Here is a 26,849-nt window from a genome sequence, read left to right on the forward strand (position 1 = left end):
CCGAGCTGCTCCATATTCTTGCCCTTGGTCCGGGCTGCCAGCAGTAGCTTGGCGAGGATGTCGCTGTCGCGCTCGCGCTCGGCGCCTTGGGTGGTCAGCAGGACTTCGCAATGTTCCTCGAAGTTCATCAGCCAATAAGGCAGTTGCAGATTCTCGACGTTGAACAGCTCGCCGCAACCCTTGAACGCGGCGCTATATTCGCCGTGCGGGTCGATCATGACGATGTGACCTTCGGGCGACAGCTCGGAAATCCGGTGCAGGATCAGCGCAACCGCGGTCGATTTACCGGTACCGGTGCTGCCGACAACCGCGAAATGCTTCGACAGCATCGGGTCGATGTACAAAGCGCCGCGGATATCGTCCGTCGGATAAACCGTGCCGATCTCGATATGGGCGCGATCGTCGGCGGCGAACACCGACCGAAGATCATCCGACGTGACCGGATGGACCTGCGCCCCCGGGATCGGGAATTTGGTGACACCGCGGCGGAAATTGCTCAGCTTGCCGGCGGAATCGCGATTGCCTTCACCAAGGAAATCGACATGGGCGACGATGTCGGACGTGTCGTCGGCGCGCATCGTCCGGACGTTGGCGATCAGCCAGCTCGAACCGACATTCATCTTGACCTGGCTGCCGACCTGGCCGGACATCGCCACCGAGAGATCGGCGTGCGAAGAGAGTGTATTCAGCACCGCCGGGTCGAGGCGCACTTGCGATCCCGAGCCGGCGATTTCGACGACATGCCCAATCGGCGGCAACGCCTTGCCGGACGCAGCAGACCGGCTGGCAGCGCCATCCTGTTCGGTGAAGCTGCCCATTTCGTCGAGGAATTGCTTCAGATTTGGCTGATCATTCATGCGTGCGCGGCCCTACGGTTTAACGTCGAGGGCAGTGGTAAAGCCAAGCGGTTAAAATTTGCCTTAGAAACGCCGCTTGAACAGCATCGCGGCAGCATAGCCGAGCGCCAACGACAGAAGCACGGAAATCAGTCCGTAGAGGACCGCATGGCGGCGCGCGGCGAGCGCGACATAACGCTCGAACCCCGACTTGCCGATTTCGATCTCACGCGTGGCCGCCGCGAGCACCCGGCCGCGGTCGACCAGGAAGGTTTCCGCGGTGTAGGTTCCAACCGGCACCTGGCTCGGGATGGCGATGGTGGCGCGGTACAGCACGCCCTGATTAATTTCGACGCCATTGGAATGTTCGGCGTACAAGCCCTGGCGGCGGCGAAGCTCAAGCAGGCCGGCTTCGAAGCGCCGCTCCTTGTCGGGCAGCGCCCCCCCGCTAGGCGACAATTGCAGGTTCTGCAGGCCCATTTCATAAATTGCGGCGGTGCGTTCATCGACCAATTGCTTGATCGGCCGCGACGACGCCACCGCATAGAATGACGGGGCCGAACGAAAGCGATTGGAATCAGCGTTCATCCAGATGCCGGCGATCTTTTGCTTTTCGCGGACGACGATCGGCTGCACCGGCCCGCGCAGCACGACGACGATGTCGGCCGGACGCGCCGGCGCCCGCCCGCCGGGATAAAGGATGGCGCCGAACAGCAGCAGCTGGGCGCCGGTGAAGCTGTAGCGGATCTCGACCTTGCGCGAGGAAATGTCGGGGACCAGGACCGGCGCCGCTGGATAGGTCGCGGCAATCAGCGACAGCGCCGCGATGCCGAGCGATGGCAGGCGCCCGCTCACAGATATTCGATCGTATAGATTTCGTCGGGTCGCCAAGCCAGGCCGAGCGCCATGCGCAGGGCGACCAGCAGGATGATCACGCCAAGCGCGAGGCGCAGCAGGTCGGGCTTGAGCCGCGTCGTCAACAGCGCGCCATATTGCGCGCCGATGACCCCGCCGACCAGCAGCAGCGCCGCCAGCACGATGTCGACCGACTGGGTGGTGACGGCGTGGATGAAGGTCGCCGCGGCGCTGACCGCGAGGATCATCACCAGGCTGGTGCCGATGACGACGCGCGCCGCCATGCCGAGCAGATAGATCATCGCCGGGACGAGGATGAAGCCGCCGCCAATGCCGAGCAGCAAGGTCAGGACGCCGGCGACGAAGCCGAGCGCCAGCGGCGCCAGCGGCGATACGTAGAGGCCCGATGTATAGAATCGCCAGCGCAACGGCAGCGAGGCGACCCAGCGGTTGTGGCGGGGCCGTGCTTCCGTCTGCGGGGCGGGGACGTAGCCCAGCGCGATCAGCGCATCCTTGAGCATCAACCCACCGATGCCACCGAGCAGGACGACGTAGAGCGAGCCGATCACCAGGTCGATCTGGCCGGTCGCCTGGAGCATGCGAAACAGGCCGGCACCGGTCAGCGACCCGAACAGCCCGCCGACGATCATCACCAGGCTCATTTTCAAATCGACGCCACCGCGGCGCCAGTGGACCATTGCGCCCGATACACTGGCGCCGGTGATCTGGGTCGCGGCGGACGCCACGGCGACGGTCGGCGGGATGCCGTAAAAGATCAGCAGCGGCGTGGTCAGGAAACCGCCGCCGACGCCGAACATCCCCGACAGCACGCCGACCAACAATCCCAGCGCGACAATGAACAGCGCGTTGACCGACTGGCCGGCGATCGGAAGGTAAATGTCCATAGGCTTAGGCGAATGCCTAGCCGCAAAGCATAGGCAAGGCCAAGCTAGGGCAAGTTGGGGAGTCCGGCTTTAAAAGTCGGCGGCAAGCGTAAGGGCGGGGCCGGACCCCGGCTCGGCATTGCCGGCAAGCCGCTGCCGCCAGTCGAGGTGGACGCGCATAGTGTTGCGAACGCGCATCGACACCCGCGGCCCGACGTCGACGCGATAAATGCCCGGCTGGACGCCGCCCCACATGCCAAAACCAGCCGAATAGCGCCCGAACAATGGTCGCATCAGTGTGAAGCCACCGTCGGCGAACAGGTCGCGGCGCCGGGCGCCGACGACGCCGGCCTGAGCGTAAACGTCGAGCTCGAGTCCCCAAACGATGGGACGATGATAAACGCCGCCTTCCAGGAACATGGCGAAGGCCGATCGCCCGCCGCCAGTGCTGCCAATGGCCTGACGGCGCTCGGCGGTCAGCGAAATCGGGATCGACCTGAACGGCGTGACGCGCAGGCCGGCGCCAATTTCTCCGCCGCGGGCGCCGCCGACCAGCGTGCTGCTGCGCAACGTCGCGGCGAACATCGGCGTGACATAATAGGTCAGCCGAGCCCCCGCCTGGCTGCCGCCCAGGGTTCCGCCCGTGGACAGCGACGCCGGGCCCGGGCGGCCGCGCAGCAGCGCCCAGGCGGACAGCTGCAACCGGTCGAGGCGCGCCTTTAGCAGCGCCTGTGGCTGGCTTTGCTGGGGTGCGGTGGTCGACGAACGCCGCGCCGGCATCGATGCCGAGGCCATGCGCGACAATGGCCAATCATCAAGCTGCGGGATCGGCGCGTAGAACACCGCGGCCGGCTCGGGGGTGATGTCCGTGAGCCGACCGCGCCGGGGAGCAGGGAGCGACGCTTGAACAAACGGCGCCCCCCCGGGGGTGCTCACCGGATAATAATAATAAGGGACGGCAATCGGCCGCAGCGCCGCGACCGACAGAGCGCCGGTCGTTGCGGTCGCCGCTGCCGGCAGCATCTCCGTGCCGGCCGGCTCGATCGCCGGAAATTCGGTTGGCACGATGACTGGAACGTCCGCCGTGGCCATCGCGCGCGGCGGCGCTGCGTCGCGCCCAAGGGTAAAGGCTTCGGTCCCTGGCAATATGCCGAGCGTGGCCGCGCGCAACGTGGTCCAGCCGATCACGGCCAGCGCCAGAAAGCGTAGCGAGGCGCTCATTGCGCAAGCTCGGTGGGGAAAATGTGGACGGTCTTGTCCCAGCGCCGCGGGCCGCCGCTAAGGTGCAGGGAAATCGCCCGCCCGGCAGCCAGCACGGCAATGACATTGCCGACGACCATGCGCGGCACCGACAGCAGGCCCTGGACCCAGCCGTAGGCGGCGGTGGTGAAGCTCGCGCGCATCAGAATCCGCCAGGCGAGCAACCAGGCGTTGATTTGCAACAAGATCACCAGGGTCGGATTAAGCCGCGCTTGGACCGGGGCGCCAAGCGCCTCGGCCAGCCATAGCTGCGACCATAGCAAAGCCGCTCCATAGGCCGCGATCAGCAGCAACGCGGCAAGCGGGCCGCGGCGATCGCGCATCCGCATCCAGCGCTCGCCAAGCCCGCCCCGCCAGCCAAGCCGGTCCCAGCCGACCAAGGCAATGCCGCCCAGCCAGCGGGCCTTTTGCCGCACGGCGACGTTCAAGCTCGAGGGAAAGTGACCGCGGCTGGCCACCACCGACCGATCGCCGGGGGTGGCGGGAATGCGCACGAACATGGTTTTCAAGCCCAGCGCGCCGACCCGCAAGCCAAGCTCATAATCCTCGGTCATGCTGCCGCCGACGAACGGCTTGCCATCGTGCATGGCGGCGATTCGCGCGAGGGGTTCGCGGGCGATCGCGCAGCCGACACCGGCGAGCGGGATTGACGCGCCGACCGCCTCGCGCACCACCATCTCCTTGGCGTGGGCCTCGGCGAACTCGTCGCAATAATGGCCGCTGATCCACTGCGAGCTGCGGTCGATCAGCGGCAAGACCGGAAGCTGGATGACGCCGGCGCGGTCGATCAGCCGGTCGAACAGCGCCAGCTCGAGAGGGTGGACGAGATCCTCGGCGTCGTGGAGCACGATCGCCCTGGCCGCTTGGCGTGTCGTTTGCTCGTAGTTCGTCAGCGCTTCGTAGAGGTGGTTGAGGCAATCGGCCTTAGTCGTCGGCCCATCGGCTTCGACCAGCACCGGCGCGATGCGCACATCGGTCACACTGGCGATGGCTGCGGCGGTCGCCGGGTCATTGCGGTAAAAACCGACGAATATCTGGTAGTTTGGATGATCGATGCGGCGCAGCGTTGCCCGCAGCATCGAGGCGATAACCGCCGCTTCATCCCATGCCGGGACCAGGATGGCGATGAAACCCGGTTTGCCGGGCGATGCCATATCGCTTGCAAACGCCCGCGGGAAACGGCTGTAAACCGCCGTCAGGCGCCACATTCGGCGGGCGAAATAGATGACATCGACGGCGAGATCGTTGGCCGCAAAAATCAGGAAACCAATGCCGCGAAGAGCGCCAGCTCGGCCGCAACCCGCGTCAGGAGTTCGGCTCCATCCATGTCGAGCGCGCGCCGCTATTGCGGCGCGTAGAGCCTGAAAAGGCTTGGCAATTCTCGGGTCATTAGGGCGGCCTCCAGGCAGCGAAACTAAATTACCGAGCAGGGTACATTGGCGTAATCTATGTTAATAATCAAGTAGTAATATCAAAGTTAAAGAAAATTGAATAATTTCCCCTCGCTACCGTCGTTGCGCATAGCGTTCGGGATCGTTGCCGTGGGTCCATTCGACGCGCACCTGATCGTCGCTGGTCTCGACCAGAACTTGCGAGTTGGGGACGGTCTGGGCACCCCGGATTGCGTCCTCGATGGCGGCTTTCTGGCTGACATAAGGACCATGCCGTTTCCCCTGCAGCATGACGAACCATCGGTCCTGAAACGTCGTCACAATATATTGAATTCGATTCATTCTTCGCCCCTACATCGGGCGATTCGGCGTCGCGAGCCTAGCTCAAGCCAATACTATGTCTAGCATTCACGGTGCTGGTGGCTTGACTTCGTCTTGCGCTATCAAGGATCGATGAGTGCTCGCTCGACAGCTTTGATCGCAATAGGTTTGAGCGCGCTCGGGCCGTCACCCGCTAGGGCTGTTGCGGGGCAAACCCTGGCGGCGCAAGGCAGCTGGGCGGCGATCAAATTCGGCAATCGGTGCGAAGCGGTGGCGCGACCGCTGCTGCCGGCGGCGCGGCGCCAACCGGAAGCTCGCGCCGGCTTCAGCTTCGGCTCGGGCCGGTCGATGGACGGCCAATTCCATGTCCGCCTGAGCCGCATCCCGCGGGCCGGGTCGAGCGTCATGCTGACGATCGGCGAGCGGCCGTTTCTGTTGGTTGCGCGTGGCGACTGGGCCTGGAGCCTGGGTCCATTGCAGGAAGCGGCGATCATCGACGCGACGCGCGCCGCGACGGCGATGCGGATCGAATCCCGCGATGGCGCCGGCGGGCGGTTCGCCGACCGCTACCTGCTCGATGGCGCGCCGACCGCAATCGATGCCGCTGCTGCCGGCTGCGCTGGCAAAATCTAGCGAAACGCCCTAGATGGGCCACTTGCCATGACCGTTGCCACCGCCTTGATGCCGATCCCCGGCTTGATCGACCCCGTGCCTGTCGCCCGTCCACTCGCGCCTCGCGCCGACGGGCGCGTTGAACTGATCGGGATGTCGAAGGATGCGATCCGTAACGCCCTTGAAACGGAGGGGCTCGAGGCCAAGCAAGCAAAGCTGCGCGCCAAGCAATTGTGGCACTGGATCTACAACCGTGGCGTCAGCGACTTCGCCGCCATGACCGACATCGCCAAGGTCCAGCAACCTTGGTTTGCCGAACGGTTCGTTATCTCGCGCCCCGAAGTCATCGAAGCCCAGGTGTCGTCGGACGGCACCCGCAAATGGCTGCTGCGCACGCACGACGGCAACGACTATGAGATGGTCTTCATCCCCGATGCCGATCGCGGCACGCTGTGTGTTTCCAGCCAGGTCGGTTGCACTTTGAATTGCACCTTCTGCCACACCGGGACGATGCGACTGGTGCGCAATTTGGAATCTTCGGAAATCGTCGGTCAGGTGATGCTGGCCCGCGATGCCTTGAGCGAATGGCCGTCGCGGCCCGAAGGGCGGATGCTGACCAACATCGTCATGATGGGCATGGGTGAGCCCTTGTACAATTTCAACAATGTCCGCGACGCGCTCAAGATCGTCATGGACGGCGACGGGCTCGGCCTGTCCAAGCGCCGGATCACGCTGTCGACCAGTGGCGTGGTGCCGATGATGGCTCGCGCGGGGGCCGAGATCGGGGTCAATCTGGCGGTGTCGCTGCACTCGGTGCGCAAGGAAATCCGCGACGAGATTGTGCCGTTGAACCGCAAGTACGGGATCGAGCAATTGCTCGAGGCGTGCGCCGCTTATCCCGGCGCCAACAACGCCCGGCGGATCACCTTCGAATATGTGATGCTCAAGGACAAGAATGACAGCGACGCCGACGCGCGTGAGCTGGTGCGCTTGATCCGCAAGTACGACCTGCCGGCCAAGGTCAATCTGATCCCGTTCAATCCGTGGCCGGGCGCGGCCTACGAATGTTCGGCGCCGGAGCGCATTCGGGCGTTTTCCAACATCGTCTTCGAAGCCGGGATTTCGGCCCCGGTCCGCACCCCGCGCGGCCGCGACATCGACGCCGCTTGCGGGCAATTGAAGACCGCGTCGGAACGTCAGCGCAAGCCGCGCGAAGCTGTCGTCGCCCCCGCCTGATCTTCCTTTGACAAATATGAGACGCTCATGTCGCTGATTGGCGCGCTTATCGGAAAACTCCTGACCCGCGGCACGATCACCTTGATCCTGCCCGACGGAGAACGCGCGACGCACGGTCCGGGCCATGGTCCCGCGCTGATCGTCCGCTTCAACGACCGCCGCGTCGCGTTCGATATCGTCCGCAATCCGCGCCTCGGTTTCGGCGAAGCCTATATGGACGGCCGCCTGGTGATCGAGAACGGCACGATCCTCGACCTGCTCGAGCTGGTGGTCGGGTCAAACCGCTGGGAAGATGGCGGGCAGGGCCGGAAAGCACTGTCCAAGGGTAAGGTCAAAGACTTCATCGCGATGCTCCGGCGCAACGATCCGCGCCGTGCCCGCAGCAATGTCGCCCATCACTACGATCTTCGGGACGAACTGTACGAACTGTTCCTCGACGACGACCGCCAATACAGCTGCGCTTACTTCACCGATCCGGCCAACAGCCTCGACCAGGCGCAAGCCGACAAGAAGGCGCACATCGCCGCCAAGCTCAATCTCCAGCCTGGCCAGCGTGTCCTCGACATCGGCTGCGGCTGGGGCGGGACGGCGCTTTATCTGCACCAGGTGGCCAAGGTCGACGTGCTCGGCATCACCTTGTCCGAGCGCCAGCTCGAAATCGCCCGCCAGCGCGCTGCCGATGCCGGCGTCGCCGAGCATGTGAAGTTCGAGCTCATCGACTATCGCGCGCTCACGGGGACGTTCGACCGGATCGTCTCGGTCGGGATGTTCGAACATGTCGGCGCCGCCCATTACGAGGAATTTTTCGCCACCTGCCATGACTTGCTCAAGCCCGACGGGGTGATGCTGCTGCACACCATCGGCAAGCTCGGCAAGTCCGGCCCGCCCGACCCGTTCACCGACAAATGGATATTCCCCGGCTATCATCTGCCGTCGCTCAGTCAGATGACCGCGGCGAGCGAGCAGGTGCGGCTGATCGCCAGCGATGTCGAAACGCTGCGGCTGCATTATGCCTATACATTGCGTCACTGGCTCGACCAAGCGAACGCGGCGCGGGGTGAAATCGTCGCGATGTACGACGAGCGCTTCTTCCGCATGTGGGAATATTATCTCGCCGGCGGGATCGTGATGTTCGAAAGCGGCGCCGCGTGCAATTACCAGGTGCAGTACATCCGCGACCGCACCGCCGTGCCAATCACCCGCGATTACATGGCCGCGGCGGAAGCGCGGTACCGCACAGCGACGCCATAGAAAAAGGCCCGGCGGTTACGCGCCAGGCCTCTTCCAAGAAAGTGCGCGGATCGTTAGCTGGGCTTGTGCTCGGCCCGCATCCGCTGGTGCATTTGCATCCGCTCCTCGGGGCTCAATTGACCGTCTCGGTTCACGTCTGCCGTGTCGAAATGGCGCAGCGCCGCATTGGTCGCTTCCTGAAGCGTCACGCGACCGTCGCGGTTGCTATCGGCAAGCGCGAACATGCGTCCGCCCATACCGCCCATACCATGGCCGCCGCCCATGCGACGCCCGCCGCCCATCGAGGAGCCATTGGGCCGGCCGTCGCCATTCTGGTCGCGCGACGCCATGTATTGCTGGTGCTGGGCGTGCGCGGCATCGAACTCGGCCCGGCTGATCGAACCGTCGTGGTTGGCGTCCAGCCGGTCGAACATCGCCCCCCGGTCGGCCATTTGGCCGCCAACGCCGCCGCCGTGCCTATGTCGTTCAGCAAATTGGCCCTTCGCGGCGGCGGCCTCGGCCTTGGTAACCGATCCGTCGCGATTGCTGTCGAGGCGATCGAACATCGTGCGGACATGCGCCGCAACTTCCGCCCGCGTCTGGACCGAAGGCCGGCCGTGCCACGCTTGATTATGGACCATCGGCGCGACTGGGGCCGGGGCCGGGGTTTGAGCGATAGCCGGCGCGATTGCGACCAACGAAGCGGCGATAGCGCCGCCCAAGAGATACTTGTTCATCCGATCACTCCTTCGTGGAAATCTGTCGGATAGCTAAGCGCGCCAAGCTGTATCGCGCTTGAATGGAGTTTGGCCCGAATATCGGCGGCTGATGGACAAAGTCGCGGCGATGGCTAGGGGGGTTCGCGAACGGGGACCTTCAGCACCACATGCCTGATCAAGCACCGACCAGCGAGTCCGGAACGATCAACCGACCGTGGTGGGAAACCCGGCCGTTCGTCGCTCTATTGATCCTCATCTCGGCGGTGCCGCTGCTTTATCCGTCGATCCCGCCGCTGGTCGATCTGATGGGGCACATGGGCCGCTATCGCGTCGAACTCGCCCTCGCCACATCGCCCTGGCTCGAGCAATATTACGGGTTCCACTGGGCGGCGATCGGCAATCTCGGCGTCGACATACTGGTCATTCCGCTGAGCAAGATTTTCGGGCTCGAACTGGCGGTCAAGCTCATTGTGCTGGTCATCCCGCCGCTGACCGTTGCCGGATTCTTGTGGGTAGCGCGCGAAGTGCATGGACGCATTCCGCCGACGGCATTGTTCGCTTTGCCCTTTGCCTACAGCCACCCGTTGATGTTCGGCTTTGTCAATTTCGCGCTGTCGATCGCTTTCGCGTTTCTCGCCTTCGGGCTGTGGCTGCGCCTCGCCCGCCTCGGTCGGTTGAAACTTCGGGCGATCCTGTTCGTGCCGATTTCGCTAATCGTGTTCTTCACCCACACGTTCGGCTGGGGCGTGCTCGGCTTGCTGTGTTTCTCGGGCGAAGCGGTGCGCCAGCACGACAGTGGCAACGGCTGGTTCCGCTCCGGCATCAACGCCGCGCTGCACGCGTCGGTCATGGCGCTGCCGTTGTTGTTCGTTCTCGCCTGGCGCAGCAGCATCCATGGCGGGAGGACCGGGCATTGGTTCGACTTTGAGCTCAAGTGGAAGTTCTTCTTCGCCTCGTTGCGGGATCGGTGGAAATGGTTCGACGTCGGGGCGGTCACCATCACGATCCTGGTGATGATTGAATCGCTGCGGCAGCGGCAGCTGACCTTCTCGCGCAATTTGGTGTTTTCGGCGCTGGTCCTGTTTGTCGGGTTCTTGCTGCTTCCCTATTTGGTGTTCAGCTCCGCCTACGCCGATATGCGAATGATCCCTTATGTGATCGCCGTCCTGCTCCTGGCGATCCGGTTCCGAGGCGAGACACGGCGGCCGTTGGCCGACGCGATCGCGGTACTCGGACTGGCATTCTTCATTGCGCGCATTGCCGGCAACACGGTCAGCCTGGGTATTTCCGCACACGACCAGGAGGCCAAGCTGCGGGCGCTCGATCAGGTACCGATGGGCGCGCGGGTACTGAGCCTGGTTCATGATGGTTGCGGCGACGCATGGAGTTTGCCGCGCAACACGCATCTGGGTGCGATGACCATAGTCCGCCGTCAGGGCTTCTCGAATGACCAATGGGTGACGGCGGGTCTCAACCTGCTCAGCCTGCGATATCTCGAGGCGCGCCCGTTCACTTCGGATCCGTCGCAGATCGTCCGCGTCCCACGATGTACCGGCCGAATATATTGGGACTCCGTCACCGCGCTCCGAGCGATCCCGCCCGGCAAGTTCGACTATCTGTGGCTGATCGATTTTCCACCCTTCGATCCGCGGCTGGTGCAAGGCATTCAGCCGGTCTGGAGCGCTAGCAACTCTACTCTTTACCGGCTCCCTCCGCCCCAGCCCTAGGACGCGTGAGGATCGCCACCAGCGACACGCCGAACGGCAGCGGGACGCGCCCGACCAATGGCGCCTCAAATCCGAATATGCGCTGCAGGAGCCCGTTGACCGGCTCCGGGGGAATGGAGTCGTCGGCGCTTTCGCGGCCGATGAGCTTGCCCGCCAGTCGCGCGGCGGCGATCGGCGGGAACAGCAAAGTGTTGAAATGAGACAATAGGTCAATCCGGAAACCGGCGTTGGTCGCGACCGCCCCAAGCTCCCGCTTCGTGTAGCGCCGATGATGGTGGTGCGCCGCGTCGTGAGCGCTCCACATCCACCGGTTCGCGGGAACGGTGACCAGCAGCTTGCCCCCGACCTTCAGCCGCGACCGGATGGCGGCCAGCGCCGAGGCGTCGTTTTCGACATGCTCGAGCACATCGAGCAACGCGATTAGGTCGAAACTGCTGGCCGCGAACATCGACAGGTCGGGGAGCGCGGCGGCGGCGACTGGCCGGCCCAGCCGGGAGGTTGCAAGCTGACGCGCACCCGCGTCGAGCTCGGTCGCTTCGAGTGCGCCAAACTCGCCGAGCATGCCAAGATTGTGGCCGGTGCCGCAGCCGATCTCGAGGATGCGCGCATCCTTGGGCGGCCGGATCTCCCGCTCGATCAGCGAGCGCAATATCTGGCGCCGGGCGACAAACCACCAATGGCGTTCGTCGAGCTCGGCCATGCGCATGTAGACCTGCGCGTCCATCAGCCCTCGCCTCCAATTTCGTCGCGCACCACATACAGCGGTCGGCGTTTGCTCTCGACCAGGATTCGCCCGACATATTCGCCGAGCACTCCGAGCGACAGCAGCTGCAGTCCGCCGAGGAACAGCACGGCAACCATCATCGACGCGTAGCCGGGGACCTGGACGCCGAACACCAAAGTGCGCACGATCACGACCAGCGCGTAGCCGAGCGCGAACAGGGCCACGACGCCGCCGAGATAGCTCCACACCCGCAGCGGCACCGTCGATGCCGACGTGATGCCGTCCAGCGCGAAGGTCCACAGCTTCCAGTAACTGAACTTGGTCGTTCCGACTTTGCGCGCCGCGCGCGTGTAAGGGACCGAGGCCTGGCGAAAACCAGCCCAGGCGAACAGGCCTTTCATGAAGCGATTTCGTTCCGGCATCGTCCGAATGACGTCGACCACCTTGCGGTCGAGCAGCCGAAAATCCCCGGCATGCTCGGGGATCTTATCCTCGCTGAGCCAATTATGGGCGCGGTAATAAAGATCCGCCGTCAACCGCTTGGGCAGGCTGTCGCTGTCGCGGTTGCTGCGGACTCCATAGACGATTTCAAAGCCTTCTCGCCATTTGGCAATCATGTCACGAAGAACTTCGGGCGGGTCCTGCAAATCGACGTCGAGCGGGATCACCGCGGCGCCGCGCGCATGATCGAGACCCGCCGACAGCGCTGCCTCTTTGCCGAAATTGCGTGAGAAAGAGATTGCGCGAACGCGAGCGTCGGCCTGGTTAGCGCGGCGAATTTCGGTCAGCGTCATATCGGTGCTGCCGTCGTCGATGAACAGGATTTCGAAGCTTTTTGCCCCGGGATCGTCGAGCCCTTCGAGGACGGTTCGCAGCCGCTCGACGAACGGCGCGATCGCTTCCTGCTCATTTTTTACCGGGCAGATTACCGAAAGGATCGTCGCGCTCATCCGAATACCCATCGGCGATGGAGCACAAAGGTCAAGGCCGGCGTGACGAAGATGATCGGGATGACGGGCCACCAGTTAGGGCCGTGCCAATGCTTCACCAGCAGCCAGACGAAGAATTGGTTGGTCGCCAGGCCGATGAGGTTGACGATCATGAATCGCGCCAGGCGAATATGCTGGCGGTCCCGGTCGCCATGGCCGCGAAAGCTGAAGGCACCATGGGTGAAAAAACTGACGAAAGTGAAAAAGATGAACACCGCCAACAAGGACAGCATCGGATCCACGTGGAGGAATTCGGCGATAGCCCAATAGCTGCCGGCAACCAGCAGCGTGATCGCCATTCCGGCGAATGCGTAGCGCGCGGCCTGGGTGACAACCGCGCGGCGTTCGGGGGACATGGTCGAGAACATCGCGCCTTCGTATCTATGGCTGTCGCGACCGAAGATTTGCCGGCCGCCGCTTGCCCTTTGAAGGCGAGCAGCTAGAGCGCGAAAGGTGAGCGAGCGCAAGGATCAGGTCGACGTCGAGCCGGTATTGCGGCTGCTCGACCGTCATTGGAAGTCGGTGACGGTCCTCGCCTGGCTGCTCCTGTGCGCTTGGTTCGTGTTCAATCGCTGGCACCAGATTCAGACGTTCGACCTGCTCGACACCGACGACAATATGCGCATCAGCCAGGTGCGCGCCTTGCTCCACGGGCAGGGCTGGTACGATCTTCGGCAATACCGGCTGAACCCGCCGTTCGGCGCCAACATTCACTGGTCGCGGCTGGTCGATTTGCCGCTCGCCGCACTGATCCTGCTATTGCGGCCGATATTCGGCGGCGCCGGGGCCGAGCGCATCGCCGTCGCCGTCGCGCCGATGCTGCCTTATTTGCTGATGCTGTTCGGGGTTGCGCTGACGGCGCGCCGCCTGATTCACCCGGCGGCATTCATTCTCGCCTTCATCGCCTTGGTCAGCGCCGGGTCGACCAACGGCATGTTCATGCCGACGCGGATCGACCACCACGGCTGGCAGCTGGCGTTGCTCAGCTTGGCAGTCGCCGGGCTCGCCGATCCCAAGCGCGCGCGCGGCGGGGCGACGCTGGGCATCGCCACCGCGCTGTCGCTGTCGATCGGGCTTGAGCTGCTGATTTATCTGGCGCTGGCCGGGGCGGCGACGGTGCTGTTCTGGATCGACGATCGCGACGAAAAGCGGCGGTTATCGGCTTACGCAGTGACGCTGGCCGGCGGCACGGCGCTCGGTTTCCTTTTGTTTGCCTCCTACGCCAACCGATTGGCCGTGTGCGACGCATTGTCGCCGGTCTGGCTGTCGGACGCGCTGCTTGGCGGAGCGTTGCTGTTCGGGCTCGCCTGGCTCTCCCCGGCCGACTGGAAGCGGCGCCTGGCGTTGGCGGCGGGTGCGGCGGTGATTATCGCTGTGTTTCACGCGCTGATGTGGCCCCACTGCCTGGCGCGGCTCGAAGGCGTGTCGCCCGAAGTCGAGCGCCTCTGGTTGAGCCATGTGCGTGAAGCGCGGCCGGTGTTTACCCATGGCTGGCAGACCGCGACCATGTTGCTGGCCTTGCCGCTGGTCGGCGTTTTTGGCTGGGGATTGCTCGCCTGGAGCAATCGCGAAGACCGCAATCTGCTCAGGCGGACCCTGGCCGCGGCGGCGCCGGCGCTGGCGGCGACGTTGCTCCTCGCCTGGCAGACCCGCACCGCGCCGGCGGCGCAGATGCTGAACGTCGGTGGCGCCATCGTGATCGTGTGGCTGCTGGCGCCCATGGCGCAGCGGCTGAACACCCTCATCCTTCGCACCCTTGCGACGGTTGGCATCGCCTTGCTCGGCCTCGGCGCGCTCGTTCCGTTCGCCATGCAGGCGGTCCCGGGCAAAAAATCGACCCCGCGTGAAATCGCCATCGGCAAGGCCAACCAACTGTGCAACACCATGGCCGCATTCCGACCCGTGGCGCTGCAGCCCAAGGGGATGGTTTTTACCTTCGTCGATTTGGGGCCGCGGGTGATCACCATCACGCACCATGATTCGGTGACCGGCCCCTACCATCGCAACGGCCAGCAGATCGCCGACGTGATGAACGCCTTCCGCGGCAGCGAGCCGCAGGCCCATGCGATCATAGCCAAATATCATTCCAACTTTTTGCTGACCTGCCCCAACGGCTCGACGACGACGATCTTCATGTCCGAAGCGCCGAAGGGCTTTTACGCCCAGCTGGAGCAAGGCAAGGTGCCGGCCTGGCTGGCGCCGATCACGCTGCCCGCCAACTCGCCGTTCAAGATGTGGCGAGTGGTCGGCTAACGCGCCATCACCCGAGGGCGGAAAAGCTTTGCTTTAACCCATCGACCACGAATTGCGCCGCGAGCGCGGCCAGGATGACCCCGAGGATGCGGGTGATCATTGCTTCGATCCGCTCGCCGATCAGCCGCATCAGCGGTCCCGCGGCCAGCAGGATAACCAGCGTCATCAGGATCACCACGGTGATGGCGGCCAGCACCGTCAACACTTGGCCAACGTCATCGGCGCGCGACACCCACAGCATTGCGCTGGCGATCGAGCCGGGCCCGCTGATCATCGGGATGGCCATCGGGAAGACCGAGATATCGTCGGCGCCGGGGGTACCCTCGATCGATTGGGCGCGGACTTCGCGGCGCTGGGTGCGGCGTTCGAACACCATGTCCAGGGCAATCATGAACAACATTACGCCGCCGGCGATGCGGAAACTGGCGAGGCTGATACCCAGCGCATGGAGCATCGGGCGGCCAAGCAGCGCGAAGAACATCAATACGCCCCAGGCGATCGCCGACGAACGGATCGCCATGGACCGGCGGTGAGCGGCCGAGGCGCCGCGGGTCAGGCTGGCAAAAATCGGCGCGCAGCCGGGCGGATCGATGATCACCAGGAAGGTGACCAGCGCCGACCCGAACAGCTCGATCATCGGGCTATTTTCATTGTATTGGGATCATTCGGCTGGCGCGGCGATCTGCTGTTCGAGCACGGTTTGATAATGCCGACCGGTCCACAGCTGGGCCTGAAAATGTCGCGCACCCTTGGGGTCGACTTTCCATTGAAACGACAGCGTGCCGTCGGCCGAACGACCGGTTCCGGCATCGCCCGGCGGCTTGCCCGCGACCTGCGCCGCACTGACCGCCCGTCTGGCAAGCGCCCGGACGGCGCTCCCACGCGCGCAGCTGGCGCGCCGAACGATCGGGTGGGCGCGCGCTGGCATTGGCGTGGCAAGAGCGTCGCCGCCGTCATAAATCCAGCTCCACGACCGGCCCTTGCGCATCCACACCGTGGTGAAATAGCCGTGTCCTTTGCCCGACGCGCCGGTCCACGGACCCTTGTTGATCGCCGTCCGCCCGTCGCACGAAACATAGCTTTCGGCCGGCGACCATTTGAGCGCGGCCGGCGGATCCTTGCGACCCTTCAGAAAATCCTGCACCCACACCGCTTGCGGCGTGAACATGACCGCGCTGGGATCGGCATATTTGCGGAACGCTGTCCATTGGCCGTGGCGTTGCGCATCCCGGGCAAACGCTCGCTCGGCATCGACGGCGGTCGGCGCGGTGGCCGCAAGCAGGAGTGCAAAAATCATAAATCCTCCGGCTCAGCGAAGCCGGCGCGGCGATGCGCGGCGACCAGTGTGTTGCGCATTAGCATGGCGATGGTCATCGGCCCAACGCCGCCCGGCACCGGCGTGATCGCGCCCGCGACAGCGGCCGCCTCGTCGAACGCGACATCGCCGACCAAGCGGCCTTTGCCGTCGTCGGTTGGGATCCGGTTGATGCCGACGTCGATGACCGTCGCGCCGGGCTTGATCCAGTCGCCGCGAACCATTTCCGGACGGCCAACCGCAGCCACAACGATGTCGGCGCGACGGACGATGGCGGCGAGGTCGCGGCTCTTCGAATGGGCCATCGTCACCGTCGCGTTTTCGCTCAGCAACAGCATCGCCATCGGCTTGCCGACGATGTTGGAGCGGCCGATCACCACCGCGTCGAGGCCGGCGAGGCTGCCGAGCTCCGCTTTCAGCAAATGCAGGCAGCCGAGCGGGGTGCAGGCGACCAGCCCCTCAAGGCCGGCGAACAGGCGCCCCTGATTGAGCGGGTGAAAGCCGTCGACGTCCTTGGCCGGGTCGATCGCGGCGATCACCTTCTCGGTGTCGATGGCCTTGGGCAGCGGCAGCTGGACGAGGATCCCGTCGACCCGCTCGTCATCGTTGAGCGCGCCGACCAGGTCGAGCAGCTCGGCTTCGGAAATCGTCGCCGGCAGAACATGCGCAAAGCTTGCCATGCTCGCCTCGGCGGTCGCTTTGCCCTTCATCCGGACATAAACGGCGCTGGCCGGATCTTCGCCAACCAGCACGGTGGCCAGGCCAGGCGGGCGGCCAATGCGATCCGCAAATTCGGCGGCCGACTGGGCAACACGCTCCCTGATCGCGGCGGCAGAGGCCTTTCCGTCGATCCGCCGTGCGGTCATGTTGTCGAATAAACGAGGCTGCGTTCAGCGCCGTCGAGCAGCATCTGCAGGACCTGGATCAGGATCAGCACGATCAACGGCGAGAAGTCGAGGCCGTTAAAGTCCGGGAGCAGGCGCCGGATCGGCCGATAGAGCGGCGCCGTGATCCGTTCGAGCGCGTGGCTGAGCGCCAGCACGCCGCGCGAACTGGTATTGAGCACATTGAAGGCGAACAACCAGCTCAGCACGACCTGGATGATGATCAGCCACCATAATATCGTCAGCAGGTAACGCAGAATGTCGAAGATTGCGATGGTCATCCGTGCCGCTTAGCCGCGCGCCGCGTCCGGAGCAATCAGGGGGCGGAGCGGTTGGGCTGGGCCTCGGCAAGGATGACGGCGAAATCGCCGGCCGGGTCGGTCCACTCGGCAAGCGGGGTCCAGCCGCCAGCCAGCAGCAGCACGCGCCCGCCGCGGCGACCGTATTTGTGGCTGTTCTCGCTGTGAATCGACTGGCCCTGGTGCAACGCGAACGGCTGGCCGGCGACGCTGAACGCGACATCGCGGGTCGCCACCAGATGCATTTCAATGCGCGACAAGATGTCGTTCCAGCGGGCTTCGTGCCGGAACGCGTCGGGCGGAATACTGCCGTCGAGCTCGCGGTTGATCCGTTCGATCAGGTTCAGGTTGAACCGCGCCGTTACTCCGTCCGGATCGTCATAGGCGGCAATCAGGCGCTCGACCGGTTTCACCCGGTCCATGCCGATCAGCAGCAGCGCGCCGGTACCGAGCAATTCGCGGAAATGCCGCAGCAGGTCGGTCGCGCTGCGCGGCACGAAATTGCCGATGGTCGAGCCGGGAAAGAAGCCGAGCTTGGGCAGGTCGGCGACCAGCGCCGGAAACGCAAACGGGCGCGTGAAGTCGGCGGTGACGGGGATTACCGGCAGGCCGGGAAAGCCGGCGCTCAATTGCGCCGCGCTGTCCTCGAGATAGTCGCCTGATATATCCACCGGGACATAGGCCGCGGGGTGGATGGCATCGAGCAGGATGGGCGTCTTGGTCGCGGAACCGGCGCCAAACTCGACCACTGCCGTGCCGGTTGGAATCAGCGCCGCCACTTCGGGCATGATTGACGTCAACAAGGCCGTTTCGGTTCGGGTCGGATAATATGACGGCAACTTGGTTATGGCGTCGAACAGCTCGGATCCGGCCCGGTCATACAGCCACCGCGCCGGAATCGCCGGGATCGCCGCCGCCAGCCCCGCCAGCACGTCGTCGCGGAACGCCTGTGTCTGGGCATCAAGCGTCGCGAGCAAGGCGTACTCCCGTGAATTGCCACCGCGCATCGGGCGGGAAGAAATTGCGGTAAGACGCGCGGCTGTGACCGCGGGGCGTCGCGCAACTGGCGCCTTTGAGTACCAGCTGTCCGCTCATGAACTTGCCATTATATTCGCCGACCGCGCCGGCAGCCGGCTTGAAGCCGGGGTAGGGCGAGAAGCTGCTCTGGGTCCATTCCCAGACGTCGCCGAAAATGTCGCCCGGCGGCTGTGGCACGACAGTCCCGGCCTGGTCGAGCTGGTTGCCAAGATTGTGATCGGCGGTGGCGGCAAAGCTCTCCCACTCGCCCTCGGTCGGCAGCCGCGCCCCCGCCCAGCGCGCAAAGGCGTCCGCTTCATAGCCGCTGACGTGGGCGACCGGCGCCGCGGGATCGACATCGCGCCGCCCGCCAAGCGTGAATTCGCTGCCTTCACCGCGCCAATACAGCGGCCCGGCAATGCCCTCGCGCCGGACCCAGTCCCAGCCGTCGGACAGCCACAAGGTTGGCGTCGCATAGCCGCCGTCGGCGACGAATTCGGCCCATTCGCGATTGGTCACCGGCCGCGATGCGATCGCATGGGCGTAAAGCAATTCGGGGTGCCGAGGCCGCTCGGAATCGAAGGCAAAGCCATCGTCGTCGGCACCGATCTCGACGATGCCGGTGCGTCCAGGAAGGAAGCTCAATGGTTCGGCGGCCTGACAGACCGCAGCCGCTAAGGCGCCATAGGCTGGCTCGAGCGGATTCTCGGCGAAGGTCGCGAGGATATCGGTCAGCAACAGCTCCTGGTGCTGCTGCTCATGGTTGATGCCCAGTTCGACCAAGGCGAGCGCGTCCACTGGCAGATTTGGCAGTGCTCGCTTTAGCGCCTCGTCGACGTGCGCTCGCCAATTGCGCACCTCGTCCAGTGACGGGCGGCTGATCATCCCGCGCTTTACCCGTGAGTGCCGCTCGCCTTCGCCTTCGTAATAGCTGTTGAACAGATAGGGGAAGCGCTCGTCGAACCTTTGGTAGCCCGCGACATGATCGCGCAGCACGAAAGTCTCGAAGAACCAATTGGTGTGGGCGAGGTGCCATTTGGCCGGCGATGCGTCGGGGAATGGCTGGATCGCCGCATCGGCATCGGACAGCGGCGCGGCGAGGTCGAGCGTCAGCGCGCGCGTTGCGAGCAATCGCTCGGCGAGCGAAACACCAGTTACCGGGTTGCGCCGGGTTGCCACAAGATGTCGCCGCCTCCGTCCTTGGCGAGGTGCCGCCCAAGCACGAACAGATGGTCCGACAAGCGGTTCAAGTAAATCCGCGCCAGGGGATTGATGGGATCGTGGCGCGACGCGGTCACCACCGATCGCTCGGCGCGCCGCGCGACGGTGCGGGCGAGGTGAACGCGCGCCGCTGCCTCGCCGCCGCCGGGCAATATGAAACTGCGCAGCGGCGCCAGTTGCGTGTTCATCGCGTCGATCTCGGCTTCCAGGCGGTCGACTTGCGACTGAACGACCCGCAAAACCATTTCCGAAGGGACAAACTCCTCGCCGGGGGTGGCGATATCGGCGCCGAGGTCGAACAATTCGTTCTGCACCCGGCCGAGCATCGCCCGCGCCTCGTCCGACGTGACGTGGACGAGCGCCAGCCCGATGGCGCTGTTCAACTCATCGACATCGCCGATTGCCTGCGCCCGGGGATGGTCCTTGAGGATGCGCGAGCCATCGACCAGCCCGGTTTCGCCCGCATCGCCGGTCCGGGTGTAGATATTGTTGAGCTTGACCAGGATCAGCTCTTCGAAGCGCTGGCGAGAATCAGGATCAGCGCGATAATCACGATCGCCACCGCCTGGAACAGCACCCGCTTGCGCATCCAATTCTGCTGCGCTTCGCCAGTGACGTCCTTGCCCGACGCCATGGCGATGATGCCGCGCACCAGGACATAGGCCGTCGCGGCCATGGCGCCGACCAGCAGGATGACGAGGAGTGTGTTGCTCATGCTTGCCTATTTAAGCTTGCTGCAGCCGAAAGCCAGACGGGACAAAGCCGGTCACCAGGTCACGGGCCAAGGTTCTTCCGTCAACTCCCGCCTCGCGCATCGCGGCCAGCGTCGGGGCAAGGTCGCGCTTGGCGAGCCGATGCCCGTCGGCGTGGGTTATCAATGGATGATGGAGATAAATCGGGGCGGGCAGCCCGAGGAGTTCCTGCAGCAGTCGCTGGATCGGGGTGGCAGGGCGCAAGTCGGCGCCGCGTACGACCAGGGTCACACCGCTATCCGCATCGTCGACGACGCACGACAAGTGATAGCTTGCCGGCGCGTCCTTGCGGGCGAGGATGGCGTCGCCGATCTCGTCGGTTTTGGCGGTGAAGCTACGGCCGTCCTCCTCGATCCATGACGGCAGGCCGGCGATCGCCAGCGCCTTGCTGCCATCGAGCCGCCAGCTATGCGGCGTCGTTCCCCGACGCGCCGGATCGTCGGCGAGGCCGCAACAAGTGCCGGGATAAGAAGGACCCGCGTCGCCGTGGGGGGCGGTCAGCGAGGCGGCGATGTCGGCGCGCGTGCAAAAGCACGGGTAGACCAGGCCGCGGTCCTGCAGCCGCTCCAGGGCGGCCGCGTAAAGCTCGGTGCGCTGCGACTGCACCAGCGGCGCGCCGTCCCAATCGAGGCCGAGCCAGCGCAAGTCGTCCTCAATCCCGGCCACGAACTCGGGCCGGCTGCGGGTCGGGTCGAGATCCTCGATCCGCAGCAGGAAACGCCCGCCGCTCTGCCGAGCCCGATCTTTCCCGACCGCCGCGCTATACGCATGACCAAGGTGCAGCCGCCCGGTCGGCGACGGGGCGAAACGGGTGGTGGTCATCGCAGGCGCCATCAGCACTGTGACTTAATCGACTCTTGACCGGCGCCAAGGGAAAGTGCTGTCATGTGTCTGTCACGCCGGGCTGGCATCCGGCTGGACATAAGGGAAGACGGGCCTGTGACGCGCCCTCTCCTGCTTGGGTGCGACAGGGCCGGAGGTGGTGTTCGAAGCGGGCGGACACAAGAAAGGCCATTGCCCGCGTCATGTATCACTCGGAGATCATCCGCCATCCCGACAGTTGCCCGGCGCTGGTGCTCAATGCCGATTATACACCGCTGTCTTATTATCCGCTGAGCCTGTGGCCGTGGCAGACGGCGGTCAAAGCGATGTTCCTCGAGCGGGTCGATGTCGTTGCCCATTACGAGCGCGAAGTGCACAGCCCGACGATTGCCTTGAAGCTGCCGTCGGTGATCGCGCTGCGCCAATTCGTCCGTCCCAGCCAGTTTCCGGCCTTCACCCGGTTCAATCTCTTCCTTCGCGACCGTTTCCACTGCGTCTATTGCGGGTCGGGCAGGGAGCTGACCTTCGACCATGTCATCCCCCGCGCGCAAGGCGGCCGGACGACCTGGGAGAATGTCGCGACCGCCTGCGCGCCGTGCAATTTGCGCAAAGGCGGGCGCACGCCGGGCCAGGCCCACATGCATTTCGCACGCGAACCGATCCGGCCGACCAGCTGGCAATTGCAGGATCACGGCAAGAGCTTCCCGCCCAATTACCTCCACCAAAGCTGGCGCGACTATCTGTACTGGGACGTCGAACTGGAACCGTAGGGTTGTGCGCCGGTCTTAGCGCCGCGTTAACCATCTTTCGTTACGGGTCCGGTCATGACCCAGGCGCTCAGCGACGGCTTGCAATCCGACAACCAGCGTCATGTGACGCGGGTGCTGGTGGTCGATCCCAACAAGCGCAATCTGGCGGTGCTGGTGCGGCGGCTAAGCGAGGCCGGCTATCGGGCTATCGCCGCCGATAATGGCCGCGCGGCGATCGCCGAGCTTCTCCGCCAACCGGTCGATGTAGTCGTTGCCGAACTGTATATGGCGGGCATCAGCGGCGCCGAACTGGCCCGCGTAATCCGCGGCCAGGCTCAATGGCGCGACTTGCCGGTGATGTTGATTACCGGCAAATCCAGGCCCAACGGCGCGGTCCAGGCCTATGAGGCCGGGGCCGACGACGTGATCTTGAAGCCGTTCCACTTCGAAGTGCTGTTCGCCCGTATCGAGCGACGGATCGCGCGCACCCAATCCTTGCAGGCGTTGCGCGATGACAATGCCGCGCTTGACGCGCGCGTCGTCACCCGGGCGATCGAGCTTGGCGATATGCGCGATCGCTGGCTAGCGAGCGAGACCGAACGCCGGCGCCTCGAATCCCTGCTCGGGCCGCGCCCGGCCTAAAGGCTGGCGAGATACTCACGCACCTGCGGCCCAAGGTCCGGCCGCTCCAGCGCCAGCGCCAGATTGGCCAGGACGAAGCCCAATTTGTCGCCGCAGTCGTGGCGCACCGCATTGACTTTCAAGGCGTTGAACGGCTGCGTGCCGATCACCTTCGCCAGCGCATCGGTCAGCTGGATTTCGCCGCCGGCCCCGCGTGTCCCGGCGTCGAGCACCTGCATGACTTGCGGCTGGAGGATGTAGCGGCCGATCACGCCCAATCGCGACGGCGCGTCCTGGGGATCGGGCTTCTCGACCAGCCCGAGGACTTCGGTCAGATCGCCGTCGACGCGGCCCGGCGCGATCACGCCATAGCTTTTGGTTTTTTCGGCCGGCACTTCCTCGGTGCACAGCATGTTGCCGCCGACCTGCTCCCACGCGTCGACCATTTGTTTGAGCGCGCCCGGCGTGCCGGCCATCAGATCATCGGGCAGCAGGACCGCGAACGGCTCGTCGCCGACGATGTGGCGTGCACACCAGACTGCATGGCCCAGCCCCAGCGGTTCTTGCTGGCGAACCGCGACGATCTCGCCATAGTCGGTGCGGGCGGATGCCAGCGCGTCGAGGCTCTTGCCCGCGTCCCGCATCGTCGTTTCCAGCTCGAACGCCATGTCGAAATAGTCGACCAGGGCCGCCTTGCCGCGCCCGGTGACGAAAATCATCTGCTCGATTCCGGCTTCGCGCGCTTCGTCGACCGCATATTGGATCAGCGGCCGGTCAACGATCGTCAGCATTTCCTTGGGCATGGTCTTGGTCGCCGGCAGCAGGCGGGTGCCGAGGCCAGCGACCGGAAAAACGGCCTTGCGGACGCGATTGCTCATGGCGGTGTCGAGACGCCGGTTTGTTCGGCATTGGTCGTCGATTGGCCGGCTTCCGGCAACACCGGGGCAGCGCCGCCATCGGGCGGCGGCAGGTCGAAACGATCGACCTTGCGCGGTTCGGACCGCTTGATCAGTTCGTCGACCCGCGTGGGCCTGGCGTTGGTCGGCGGGGTTAGCAATTGCTCGGCGGTCGGAGTGGCGCTGGCGAGCATCGGCTTGACCGGCAAGCGCTGACCCGGCGCCGGCTGGAGGGGCGCCATCTGGCCGCACGCGCCGGCGATCAGGCAACCTCCCGCAATCAAAGCGAACCGCGCGAACCTCATCGATCTCTCCGAGCGGCACGGGCCGCCGCGACCGCTGCGATTACCCGCTCGGGCGCCGTTCCGCCAGCCGAGCTGCGCGACGCCACGCTGCTCTCGACCGTCAACCGCTCGAGCGCTTCCGCGCCGATGCGCGGGTCGATCGCCTGGAACTCCGACAGACTGAGCTGATCGAGGTTGACCCCTTTGGCTTCGGCCGCCGCGACCGCCCGCCCGACGATGTGATGGGCCTCGCGAAACGGGATCCCGCTTGCCGCGAGCCAATCGGCGAGGTCGGTCGCGGTCGCATGGCCGGCCGCCGCAACCGCCCGCATTCGCGCCGCGTCGAACTGCAGGTCCGCCACCATCCCGGCCATCGCCGCCAGCGAGATCATCAGCAAATCATGCGCGTCGAGCAAGGGCGCTTTATCGTCCTGCAAATCCTTGGCGTAGGCCAATGGCAGGCCTTTCAGCAGCACCAGCAGCGCAACCAGGTCGCCGACAATCCGCGCGCTGTGGCCGCGAACCAGCTCGGCGGCGTCGGGGTTGCGCTTGTTGGGCATGATCGACGATCCGGTCGACCAGGCGTCGGGCAGGACGACAAAGCCGAATGGCTGCGACGCCCAGATGATGACTTCCTCGGCCAGCCGCGACAGATGCACCGAACACAGCGCCGCGGCAGCGAGGTAATCGACGACGAAATCGCGGTCGGACACCGAATCCACGCTGTTCGCTGTCAGGCCGTCGAAACCCAAGGCGGTTGAGGTTGCGTCGCGGTCGATCGGGAAGCTGGTGCCGGCCAGCGCCGCCGCGCCGAGCGGGCATTGGTTGAGCCGCGCCCGGGCATCGGCAAAACGGCTGCGGTCGCGGACCAGCATCTCGCGGTACGCCATCAAATGATGGCCCAGCGTCACCGGCTGCGCCGATTGCAGGTGCGTGAACCCCGGCATGATGGTCGCCGCATGCTCCTCGGCGCGGTCGAGGATTGCGGCTTCGCAATGGTCGATTGCCGCCACGACATCGTCAATCGCACCGCGGACAAACATTTTGAAGCTGGTGGCGACCTGGTCGTTGCGCGACCGCGCGGTATGCAGCCGCCCGGCCGCCGGTCCAATCAGCTCGGCCAGCCGATGTTCGACGTGCATGTGAATGTCTTCGAGCGCCGAATCCTCGGCGACGCCGCGGCTGGCAAATTCGTCGGCGATGGCGGCGAGGCCCTGGTCGATTGCCGCCGCATCGTCGGCCGAAATAATCCCTTGCGTGCCGAGCATCGCGGCGTGGGCACGGCTGGCGGCGACGTCCTCGCGCCAAATCCGCTTGTCGGTAGCGATCGAGCTATTTATCGCACGCATCACCTCGGCCGGGCCGCCGCCAAAGCGCCCGCCCCACATTGGATTGGAAATTGTCTTGCGGCTGATCCTGCTCTTCCTTGCGCTTTTCGGGCTTGCTGCGTGCGATAGGCAAAAGCCCGCACCCCAGCAAGGCAAGCAAGCGGCCCAGGCCGAGGACCAAAGCACCGTCGACGACAAGGGCGTCCATCGCGACAATGCCGGCAAGCTCGCGCCCAAAGTTAGCTTCAAGAATCCCGACGGCGGCGACATCAGCATCGCCGATTTCAAGGGCGTGCCGGTGCTGGTCAATCTGTGGGCCAGCTGGTGCGGGCCGTGCATCAAGGAATTGCCGACGCTCGAGAAACTATCCGATGCGCATCTCCAGGACGGCCAGCTCGGGGTGATCGCGGTCAGCCAGGACATCGGCCCGCACGCGTCGGTCGTGGCGTTCCTCGCCGCGCACAAGATTGACGGGCTCGGCGCTTATCAGGATCCCGAAATGGCGCTGTCCGGCGCGCTTGGCGTGCAAATCATGCCGACCACCATTCTCTACGACCGCCAGGGTCGCGAAGTGTGGCGCTACGTCGGCGACCTCGACTGGACGAGCGCTGAAGCGACTAAACTGCTGGCCGAAGCCGGCGCCGGCTAAGCAGGCCGAGCACGCGCCCGTCGATCGCGGCGAGGCCGATCGCGATCAGCCCCAGGCCGGCGAAATCGAGCGGCGAGATCACCTCGCCGAGGAACAATACGCCGAGCAAGATCGCGGTGGGCGGGACCAGCAACGTCACCAGCAAGGCATTGGTCGCGCCGGCGCGATCGATCAGGCGAAAATAGAGCACATAGCCGAACGCGGTGCAGAAAATTGCCAAGGCGGCGATGGCCGCCCACGCCTGTAGCGGCGGCGGCGTCATCGTCCACGGGCGATCGCCGATCAGCGCCACTGGCAGCATCATCACGGCGCCGACCGTCAACTGGCCGGTGGTGACGCTGAACGGCGACACCCCCATTGTCTTGAACCGGCGTGCCCATACTCCGGCCAGGGCATAAGCGAGCGCGGCCACAACACAGGCGAGCTCGGCCAACGCGCCGCTGCCAAGGCTGCCAAGCAGGCCGGGGCCAATCATCAGCGCGACCCCGCCGAATCCAATTGTGACCCCGGCCAGCTTGCGAGGCGTGATTTTTTCGTCGGCGGTGAACAATTGCGCGACAATCACGCCCCAGATTGGCGTCGTCGCGTTGAGAATCGAGGCGAGTCCACTGGCGATGTGCGTCTGTGCCCAGCCAAACAAGGTGAATGGCAGCGCATTGTTGAGCAGCGCGAGGAGGACAATCGCCCCCCACGCCTCGCGCGGCAAAGCGAGGGTCTCGCGGCGCCACGCCAGGATTGCCCACATCGCCGCGGCGGCAATCGTCAGCCGCATCAGGACATAAGTCGTGGGCGGCACATAGCGCACGGCGACATTGATCAAGAAGAAGGCGCCGCCCCAGATCATAGCCAGCGTGCCCAGGATCGCCCAGTCGCGCCCATTCATCTCGGTGCGGATCATCGCCGTTGGGTAAACAGCCGGCGCCTTGGCCGCTTCCCGCGCATTGCGGTTAAAAATGGGGTCGATCGCGGTCATGC

General features: G+C 64.9%; 31 protein-coding genes. 8 read left to right on the top strand and 23 right to left on the bottom strand.

Annotated features, from left to right (window positions below; translation table 11 throughout):
• The 6 genes from RMO25_RS06410 to RMO25_RS06435 form a co-directional block, all read right to left on the bottom strand.
• On the bottom strand, positions 1 to 857 hold an 857-nt coding region (locus tag RMO25_RS06410; protein ID WP_309661770.1), incomplete at its 3' end, for an ATP-binding protein.
• 63 nt (positions 858 to 920) lie between these two features.
• Positions 921 to 1,691 (bottom strand): TIGR02186 family protein, encoded by a 771-nt coding sequence (locus RMO25_RS06415; protein ID WP_309661771.1) that lies wholly within the window; start codon positions 1,689 to 1,691, stop codon positions 921 to 923.
• Complete coding sequence (locus RMO25_RS06420) at positions 1,688 to 2,596, bottom strand: sulfite exporter TauE/SafE family protein (RefSeq protein WP_309661772.1); 909 nt, start codon at positions 2,594 to 2,596, stop codon at positions 1,688 to 1,690. The genes RMO25_RS06415 and RMO25_RS06420 overlap by 4 nt, the downstream gene beginning before the upstream one ends.
• A gap of 69 nt (positions 2,597 to 2,665) precedes the next feature.
• Entirely contained in the window at positions 2,666 to 3,796 is a 1,131-nt protein-coding gene (locus RMO25_RS06425; protein WP_309661773.1) for a hypothetical protein, read from the bottom strand.
• The gene (locus RMO25_RS06430; protein WP_405051855.1) at positions 3,793 to 5,181 is read right to left on the bottom strand and encodes a glycosyl transferase family protein; all 1,389 of its coding nucleotides are present in this window, start codon (positions 5,179 to 5,181) and stop codon (positions 3,793 to 3,795) included. The genes RMO25_RS06425 and RMO25_RS06430 overlap by 4 nt, the downstream gene beginning before the upstream one ends.
• 159 nt (positions 5,182 to 5,340) lie before the next feature.
• Positions 5,341 to 5,568: a hypothetical protein gene (locus RMO25_RS06435; RefSeq protein WP_309661774.1), complete on the bottom strand. Its 228-nt coding sequence runs from the start codon at positions 5,566 to 5,568 to the stop codon at positions 5,341 to 5,343.
• Between the two features lie 132 nt (positions 5,569 to 5,700).
• Between RMO25_RS06435 and RMO25_RS06440 the strand changes: the two genes are divergently transcribed.
• From RMO25_RS06440 to RMO25_RS06450, 3 genes are read left to right on the top strand one after another with little or no spacing between them, the layout of a single operon-like run.
• Complete coding sequence (locus RMO25_RS06440) at positions 5,701 to 6,180, top strand: hypothetical protein (protein WP_309661775.1); 480 nt, start codon at positions 5,701 to 5,703, stop codon at positions 6,178 to 6,180.
• A gap of 27 nt (positions 6,181 to 6,207) precedes the next feature.
• Entirely contained in the window at positions 6,208 to 7,395 is a 1,188-nt protein-coding gene (rlmN, locus tag RMO25_RS06445) for a 23S rRNA (adenine(2503)-C(2))-methyltransferase RlmN (protein WP_309661776.1), read from the top strand.
• 27 nt (positions 7,396 to 7,422) lie between these two features.
• Positions 7,423 to 8,646 carry a cyclopropane-fatty-acyl-phospholipid synthase family protein gene (locus RMO25_RS06450; protein ID WP_309661777.1) on the top strand — a complete coding sequence of 408 codons (1,224 nt, stop codon included), beginning with the start codon at positions 7,423 to 7,425 and terminating at the stop codon, positions 8,644 to 8,646.
• Positions 8,647 to 8,699: 53 nt separating this feature from the next.
• On the opposite strand, the gene RMO25_RS06455 is transcribed toward RMO25_RS06450, so the two are convergent.
• Positions 8,700 to 9,362: an EF-hand domain-containing protein gene (locus RMO25_RS06455; RefSeq protein ID WP_309661778.1), complete on the bottom strand. Its 663-nt coding sequence runs from the start codon at positions 9,360 to 9,362 to the stop codon at positions 8,700 to 8,702.
• 149 nt (positions 9,363 to 9,511) lie between these two features.
• Between RMO25_RS06455 and RMO25_RS06460 the strand changes: the two genes are divergently transcribed.
• Positions 9,512 to 11,071 carry a hypothetical protein gene (locus RMO25_RS06460; RefSeq protein WP_309661779.1) on the top strand — a complete coding sequence of 520 codons (1,560 nt, stop codon included), beginning with the start codon at positions 9,512 to 9,514 and terminating at the stop codon, positions 11,069 to 11,071.
• On the opposite strand, the gene RMO25_RS06465 is transcribed toward RMO25_RS06460, so the two are convergent.
• The 3 genes from RMO25_RS06465 to RMO25_RS06475 are packed head-to-tail and all read right to left on the bottom strand — an operon-like array spanning position 11,037 to position 13,152.
• The gene (locus RMO25_RS06465; RefSeq protein WP_309661780.1) at positions 11,037 to 11,795 is read right to left on the bottom strand and encodes a class I SAM-dependent methyltransferase; all 759 of its coding nucleotides are present in this window, start codon (positions 11,793 to 11,795) and stop codon (positions 11,037 to 11,039) included. The two genes, RMO25_RS06460 and RMO25_RS06465, sit on opposite strands and share 35 nt — an antisense overlap.
• On the bottom strand, positions 11,795 to 12,745 hold the full coding sequence (locus RMO25_RS06470; protein WP_309661781.1) for a glycosyltransferase family 2 protein: 951 nt from the start codon (positions 12,743 to 12,745) through the stop codon (positions 11,795 to 11,797). The genes RMO25_RS06465 and RMO25_RS06470 overlap by 1 nt, the downstream gene beginning before the upstream one ends.
• A complete protein-coding gene (locus RMO25_RS06475) occupies positions 12,742 to 13,152 on the bottom strand; it encodes a GtrA family protein (RefSeq protein ID WP_309661782.1) in 411 nt (136 codons plus the stop codon). Before RMO25_RS06475 ends, RMO25_RS06470 begins: the two co-directional genes overlap by 4 nt.
• 85 nt (positions 13,153 to 13,237) lie before the next feature.
• Here RMO25_RS06475 and RMO25_RS06480 point away from each other — a divergent pair, with 85 nt between their 5' ends.
• Positions 13,238 to 15,037 carry an AcrB/AcrD/AcrF family protein gene (locus tag RMO25_RS06480; protein ID WP_309661783.1) on the top strand — a complete coding sequence of 600 codons (1,800 nt, stop codon included), beginning with the start codon at positions 13,238 to 13,240 and terminating at the stop codon, positions 15,035 to 15,037.
• A 7-nt stretch (positions 15,038 to 15,044) separates the two neighbouring features.
• Here RMO25_RS06480 and RMO25_RS06485 read toward each other — a convergent pair whose 3' ends face one another.
• The 9 genes from RMO25_RS06485 to gluQRS are packed head-to-tail and all read right to left on the bottom strand — an operon-like array spanning position 15,045 to position 21,347.
• Positions 15,045 to 15,674, bottom strand: a complete 630-nt coding sequence (locus RMO25_RS06485) for a MarC family protein (protein ID WP_309661784.1) — start codon at positions 15,672 to 15,674, stop codon at positions 15,045 to 15,047.
• A gap of 24 nt (positions 15,675 to 15,698) precedes the next feature.
• Positions 15,699 to 16,334: a hypothetical protein gene (locus RMO25_RS06490; RefSeq protein WP_309661785.1), complete on the bottom strand. Its 636-nt coding sequence runs from the start codon at positions 16,332 to 16,334 to the stop codon at positions 15,699 to 15,701.
• Complete coding sequence (folD, locus tag RMO25_RS06495) at positions 16,331 to 17,218, bottom strand: bifunctional methylenetetrahydrofolate dehydrogenase/methenyltetrahydrofolate cyclohydrolase FolD (protein WP_309661786.1); 888 nt, start codon at positions 17,216 to 17,218, stop codon at positions 16,331 to 16,333. Before folD ends, RMO25_RS06490 begins: the two co-directional genes overlap by 4 nt.
• Positions 17,215 to 17,517 carry a YggT family protein gene (locus RMO25_RS06500; protein WP_309661787.1) on the bottom strand — a complete coding sequence of 101 codons (303 nt, stop codon included), beginning with the start codon at positions 17,515 to 17,517 and terminating at the stop codon, positions 17,215 to 17,217. The genes folD and RMO25_RS06500 overlap by 4 nt, the downstream gene beginning before the upstream one ends.
• A 35-nt stretch (positions 17,518 to 17,552) precedes the next feature.
• A complete protein-coding gene (gene egtD / locus RMO25_RS06505) occupies positions 17,553 to 18,512 on the bottom strand; it encodes an L-histidine N(alpha)-methyltransferase (RefSeq protein ID WP_309661788.1) in 960 nt (319 codons plus the stop codon).
• On the bottom strand, positions 18,496 to 19,731 hold the full coding sequence (egtB, locus tag RMO25_RS06510) for an ergothioneine biosynthesis protein EgtB (protein ID WP_309661789.1): 1,236 nt from the start codon (positions 19,729 to 19,731) through the stop codon (positions 18,496 to 18,498). The genes egtD and egtB overlap by 17 nt, the downstream gene beginning before the upstream one ends.
• Positions 19,707 to 20,276 (bottom strand): cob(I)yrinic acid a,c-diamide adenosyltransferase, encoded by a 570-nt coding sequence (locus RMO25_RS06515; protein WP_309661854.1) that lies wholly within the window; start codon positions 20,274 to 20,276, stop codon positions 19,707 to 19,709. The genes egtB and RMO25_RS06515 overlap by 25 nt, the downstream gene beginning before the upstream one ends.
• A 2-nt stretch (positions 20,277 to 20,278) precedes the next feature.
• Positions 20,279 to 20,488, bottom strand: a complete 210-nt coding sequence (locus RMO25_RS06520) for an HIG1 domain-containing protein (protein WP_309661790.1) — start codon at positions 20,486 to 20,488, stop codon at positions 20,279 to 20,281.
• Between the two features lie 10 nt (positions 20,489 to 20,498).
• Positions 20,499 to 21,347, bottom strand: coding sequence for a tRNA glutamyl-Q(34) synthetase GluQRS (gene gluQRS / locus RMO25_RS06525; protein ID WP_309661791.1), 849 nt, complete (start codon positions 21,345 to 21,347; stop codon positions 20,499 to 20,501).
• Positions 21,348 to 21,550: 203 nt separating this feature from the next.
• Here gluQRS and RMO25_RS06530 point away from each other — a divergent pair, with 203 nt between their 5' ends.
• Both RMO25_RS06530 and RMO25_RS06535 read left to right on the top strand, forming a co-directional pair.
• A complete protein-coding gene (locus RMO25_RS06530) occupies positions 21,551 to 22,117 on the top strand; it encodes an HNH endonuclease (RefSeq protein WP_309661792.1) in 567 nt (188 codons plus the stop codon).
• Positions 22,118 to 22,171: 54 nt separating this feature from the next.
• Complete coding sequence (locus RMO25_RS06535; protein WP_309661793.1) at positions 22,172 to 22,738, top strand: response regulator; 567 nt, start codon at positions 22,172 to 22,174, stop codon at positions 22,736 to 22,738.
• Here the strand turns inward: RMO25_RS06535 and RMO25_RS06540 are convergent.
• Genes RMO25_RS06540 through argH form a run of 3 tightly spaced genes read right to left on the bottom strand, consistent with a single transcriptional unit; the run spans position 22,735 to position 25,285 of the window.
• Positions 22,735 to 23,595 (bottom strand): UTP--glucose-1-phosphate uridylyltransferase, encoded by an 861-nt coding sequence (locus tag RMO25_RS06540; RefSeq protein WP_309661794.1) that lies wholly within the window; start codon positions 23,593 to 23,595, stop codon positions 22,735 to 22,737. The two genes, RMO25_RS06535 and RMO25_RS06540, sit on opposite strands and share 4 nt — an antisense overlap.
• The gene (locus RMO25_RS06545) at positions 23,592 to 23,918 is read right to left on the bottom strand and encodes a hypothetical protein (RefSeq protein WP_309661795.1); all 327 of its coding nucleotides are present in this window, start codon (positions 23,916 to 23,918) and stop codon (positions 23,592 to 23,594) included. The genes RMO25_RS06540 and RMO25_RS06545 overlap by 4 nt, the downstream gene beginning before the upstream one ends.
• Positions 23,915 to 25,285, bottom strand: a complete 1,371-nt coding sequence (gene argH / locus RMO25_RS06550) for an argininosuccinate lyase (RefSeq protein WP_309661796.1) — start codon at positions 25,283 to 25,285, stop codon at positions 23,915 to 23,917. The genes RMO25_RS06545 and argH overlap by 4 nt, the downstream gene beginning before the upstream one ends.
• A 4-nt stretch (positions 25,286 to 25,289) precedes the next feature.
• On the opposite strand from argH, the gene RMO25_RS06555 reads away from it, so the two are divergent.
• A complete protein-coding gene (locus tag RMO25_RS06555; protein WP_309661797.1) occupies positions 25,290 to 25,874 on the top strand; it encodes a TlpA disulfide reductase family protein in 585 nt (194 codons plus the stop codon).
• Here RMO25_RS06555 and RMO25_RS06560 read toward each other — a convergent pair.
• Positions 25,843 to 26,847 (bottom strand): DMT family transporter, encoded by a 1,005-nt coding sequence (locus tag RMO25_RS06560; RefSeq protein WP_309661798.1) that lies wholly within the window; start codon positions 26,845 to 26,847, stop codon positions 25,843 to 25,845. The genes RMO25_RS06555 and RMO25_RS06560 overlap by 32 nt on opposite strands.
• Positions 26,848 to 26,849: the final 2 nt, after the last annotated feature.

Origin of the sequence: Sphingomonas sp., from assembly GCF_031361285.1 — a bacterium.
GTDB lineage: Bacteria > Pseudomonadota > Alphaproteobacteria > Sphingomonadales > Sphingomonadaceae > Sphingomicrobium.

Excerpts from the sequence above, each read along its gene's own strand:
- RMO25_RS06420 (WP_309661772.1), bottom strand. The coding sequence starts at position 2,596 with ATGGACATTTACCTTCCGATCGCCGGCCAGTCGGTCAACGCGCTGTTC.
- RMO25_RS06425 (WP_309661773.1), bottom strand. The coding sequence starts at position 3,796 with ATGAGCGCCTCGCTACGCTTTCTGGCGCTGGCCGTGATCGGCTGGACC.
- RMO25_RS06435 (WP_309661774.1), bottom strand. The coding sequence starts at position 5,568 with ATGAATCGAATTCAATATATTGTGACGACGTTTCAGGACCGATGGTTC.
- rlmN (WP_309661776.1), top strand. The coding sequence starts at position 6,208 with ATGACCGTTGCCACCGCCTTGATGCCGATCCCCGGCTTGATCGACCCC.
- RMO25_RS06450 (WP_309661777.1), top strand. The coding sequence starts at position 7,423 with ATGTCGCTGATTGGCGCGCTTATCGGAAAACTCCTGACCCGCGGCACG.
- RMO25_RS06455 (WP_309661778.1), bottom strand. The coding sequence starts at position 9,362 with ATGAACAAGTATCTCTTGGGCGGCGCTATCGCCGCTTCGTTGGTCGCA.
- RMO25_RS06460 (WP_309661779.1), top strand. The coding sequence starts at position 9,512 with ATGCCTGATCAAGCACCGACCAGCGAGTCCGGAACGATCAACCGACCG.
- RMO25_RS06465 (WP_309661780.1), bottom strand. The coding sequence starts at position 11,795 with ATGGACGCGCAGGTCTACATGCGCATGGCCGAGCTCGACGAACGCCAT.
- RMO25_RS06470 (WP_309661781.1), bottom strand. The coding sequence starts at position 12,745 with ATGAGCGCGACGATCCTTTCGGTAATCTGCCCGGTAAAAAATGAGCAG.
- RMO25_RS06475 (WP_309661782.1), bottom strand. The coding sequence starts at position 13,152 with ATGTTCTCGACCATGTCCCCCGAACGCCGCGCGGTTGTCACCCAGGCC.
- RMO25_RS06485 (WP_309661784.1), bottom strand. The coding sequence starts at position 15,674 with ATGATCGAGCTGTTCGGGTCGGCGCTGGTCACCTTCCTGGTGATCATC.
- RMO25_RS06490 (WP_309661785.1), bottom strand. The coding sequence starts at position 16,334 with ATGATTTTTGCACTCCTGCTTGCGGCCACCGCGCCGACCGCCGTCGAT.
- folD (WP_309661786.1), bottom strand. The coding sequence starts at position 17,218 with ATGACCGCACGGCGGATCGACGGAAAGGCCTCTGCCGCCGCGATCAGG.
- RMO25_RS06500 (WP_309661787.1), bottom strand. The coding sequence starts at position 17,517 with ATGACCATCGCAATCTTCGACATTCTGCGTTACCTGCTGACGATATTA.
- RMO25_RS06520 (WP_309661790.1), bottom strand. The coding sequence starts at position 20,488 with ATGAGCAACACACTCCTCGTCATCCTGCTGGTCGGCGCCATGGCCGCG.
- gluQRS (WP_309661791.1), bottom strand. The coding sequence starts at position 21,347 with ATGACCACCACCCGTTTCGCCCCGTCGCCGACCGGGCGGCTGCACCTT.
- RMO25_RS06530 (WP_309661792.1), top strand. The coding sequence starts at position 21,551 with ATGTATCACTCGGAGATCATCCGCCATCCCGACAGTTGCCCGGCGCTG.
- RMO25_RS06535 (WP_309661793.1), top strand. The coding sequence starts at position 22,172 with ATGACCCAGGCGCTCAGCGACGGCTTGCAATCCGACAACCAGCGTCAT.
- RMO25_RS06540 (WP_309661794.1), bottom strand. The coding sequence starts at position 23,595 with ATGAGCAATCGCGTCCGCAAGGCCGTTTTTCCGGTCGCTGGCCTCGGC.
- RMO25_RS06545 (WP_309661795.1), bottom strand. The coding sequence starts at position 23,918 with ATGAGGTTCGCGCGGTTCGCTTTGATTGCGGGAGGTTGCCTGATCGCC.
- argH (WP_309661796.1), bottom strand. The coding sequence starts at position 25,285 with ATGTGGGGCGGGCGCTTTGGCGGCGGCCCGGCCGAGGTGATGCGTGCG.
- RMO25_RS06560 (WP_309661798.1), bottom strand. The coding sequence starts at position 26,847 with ATGACCGCGATCGACCCCATTTTTAACCGCAATGCGCGGGAAGCGGCC.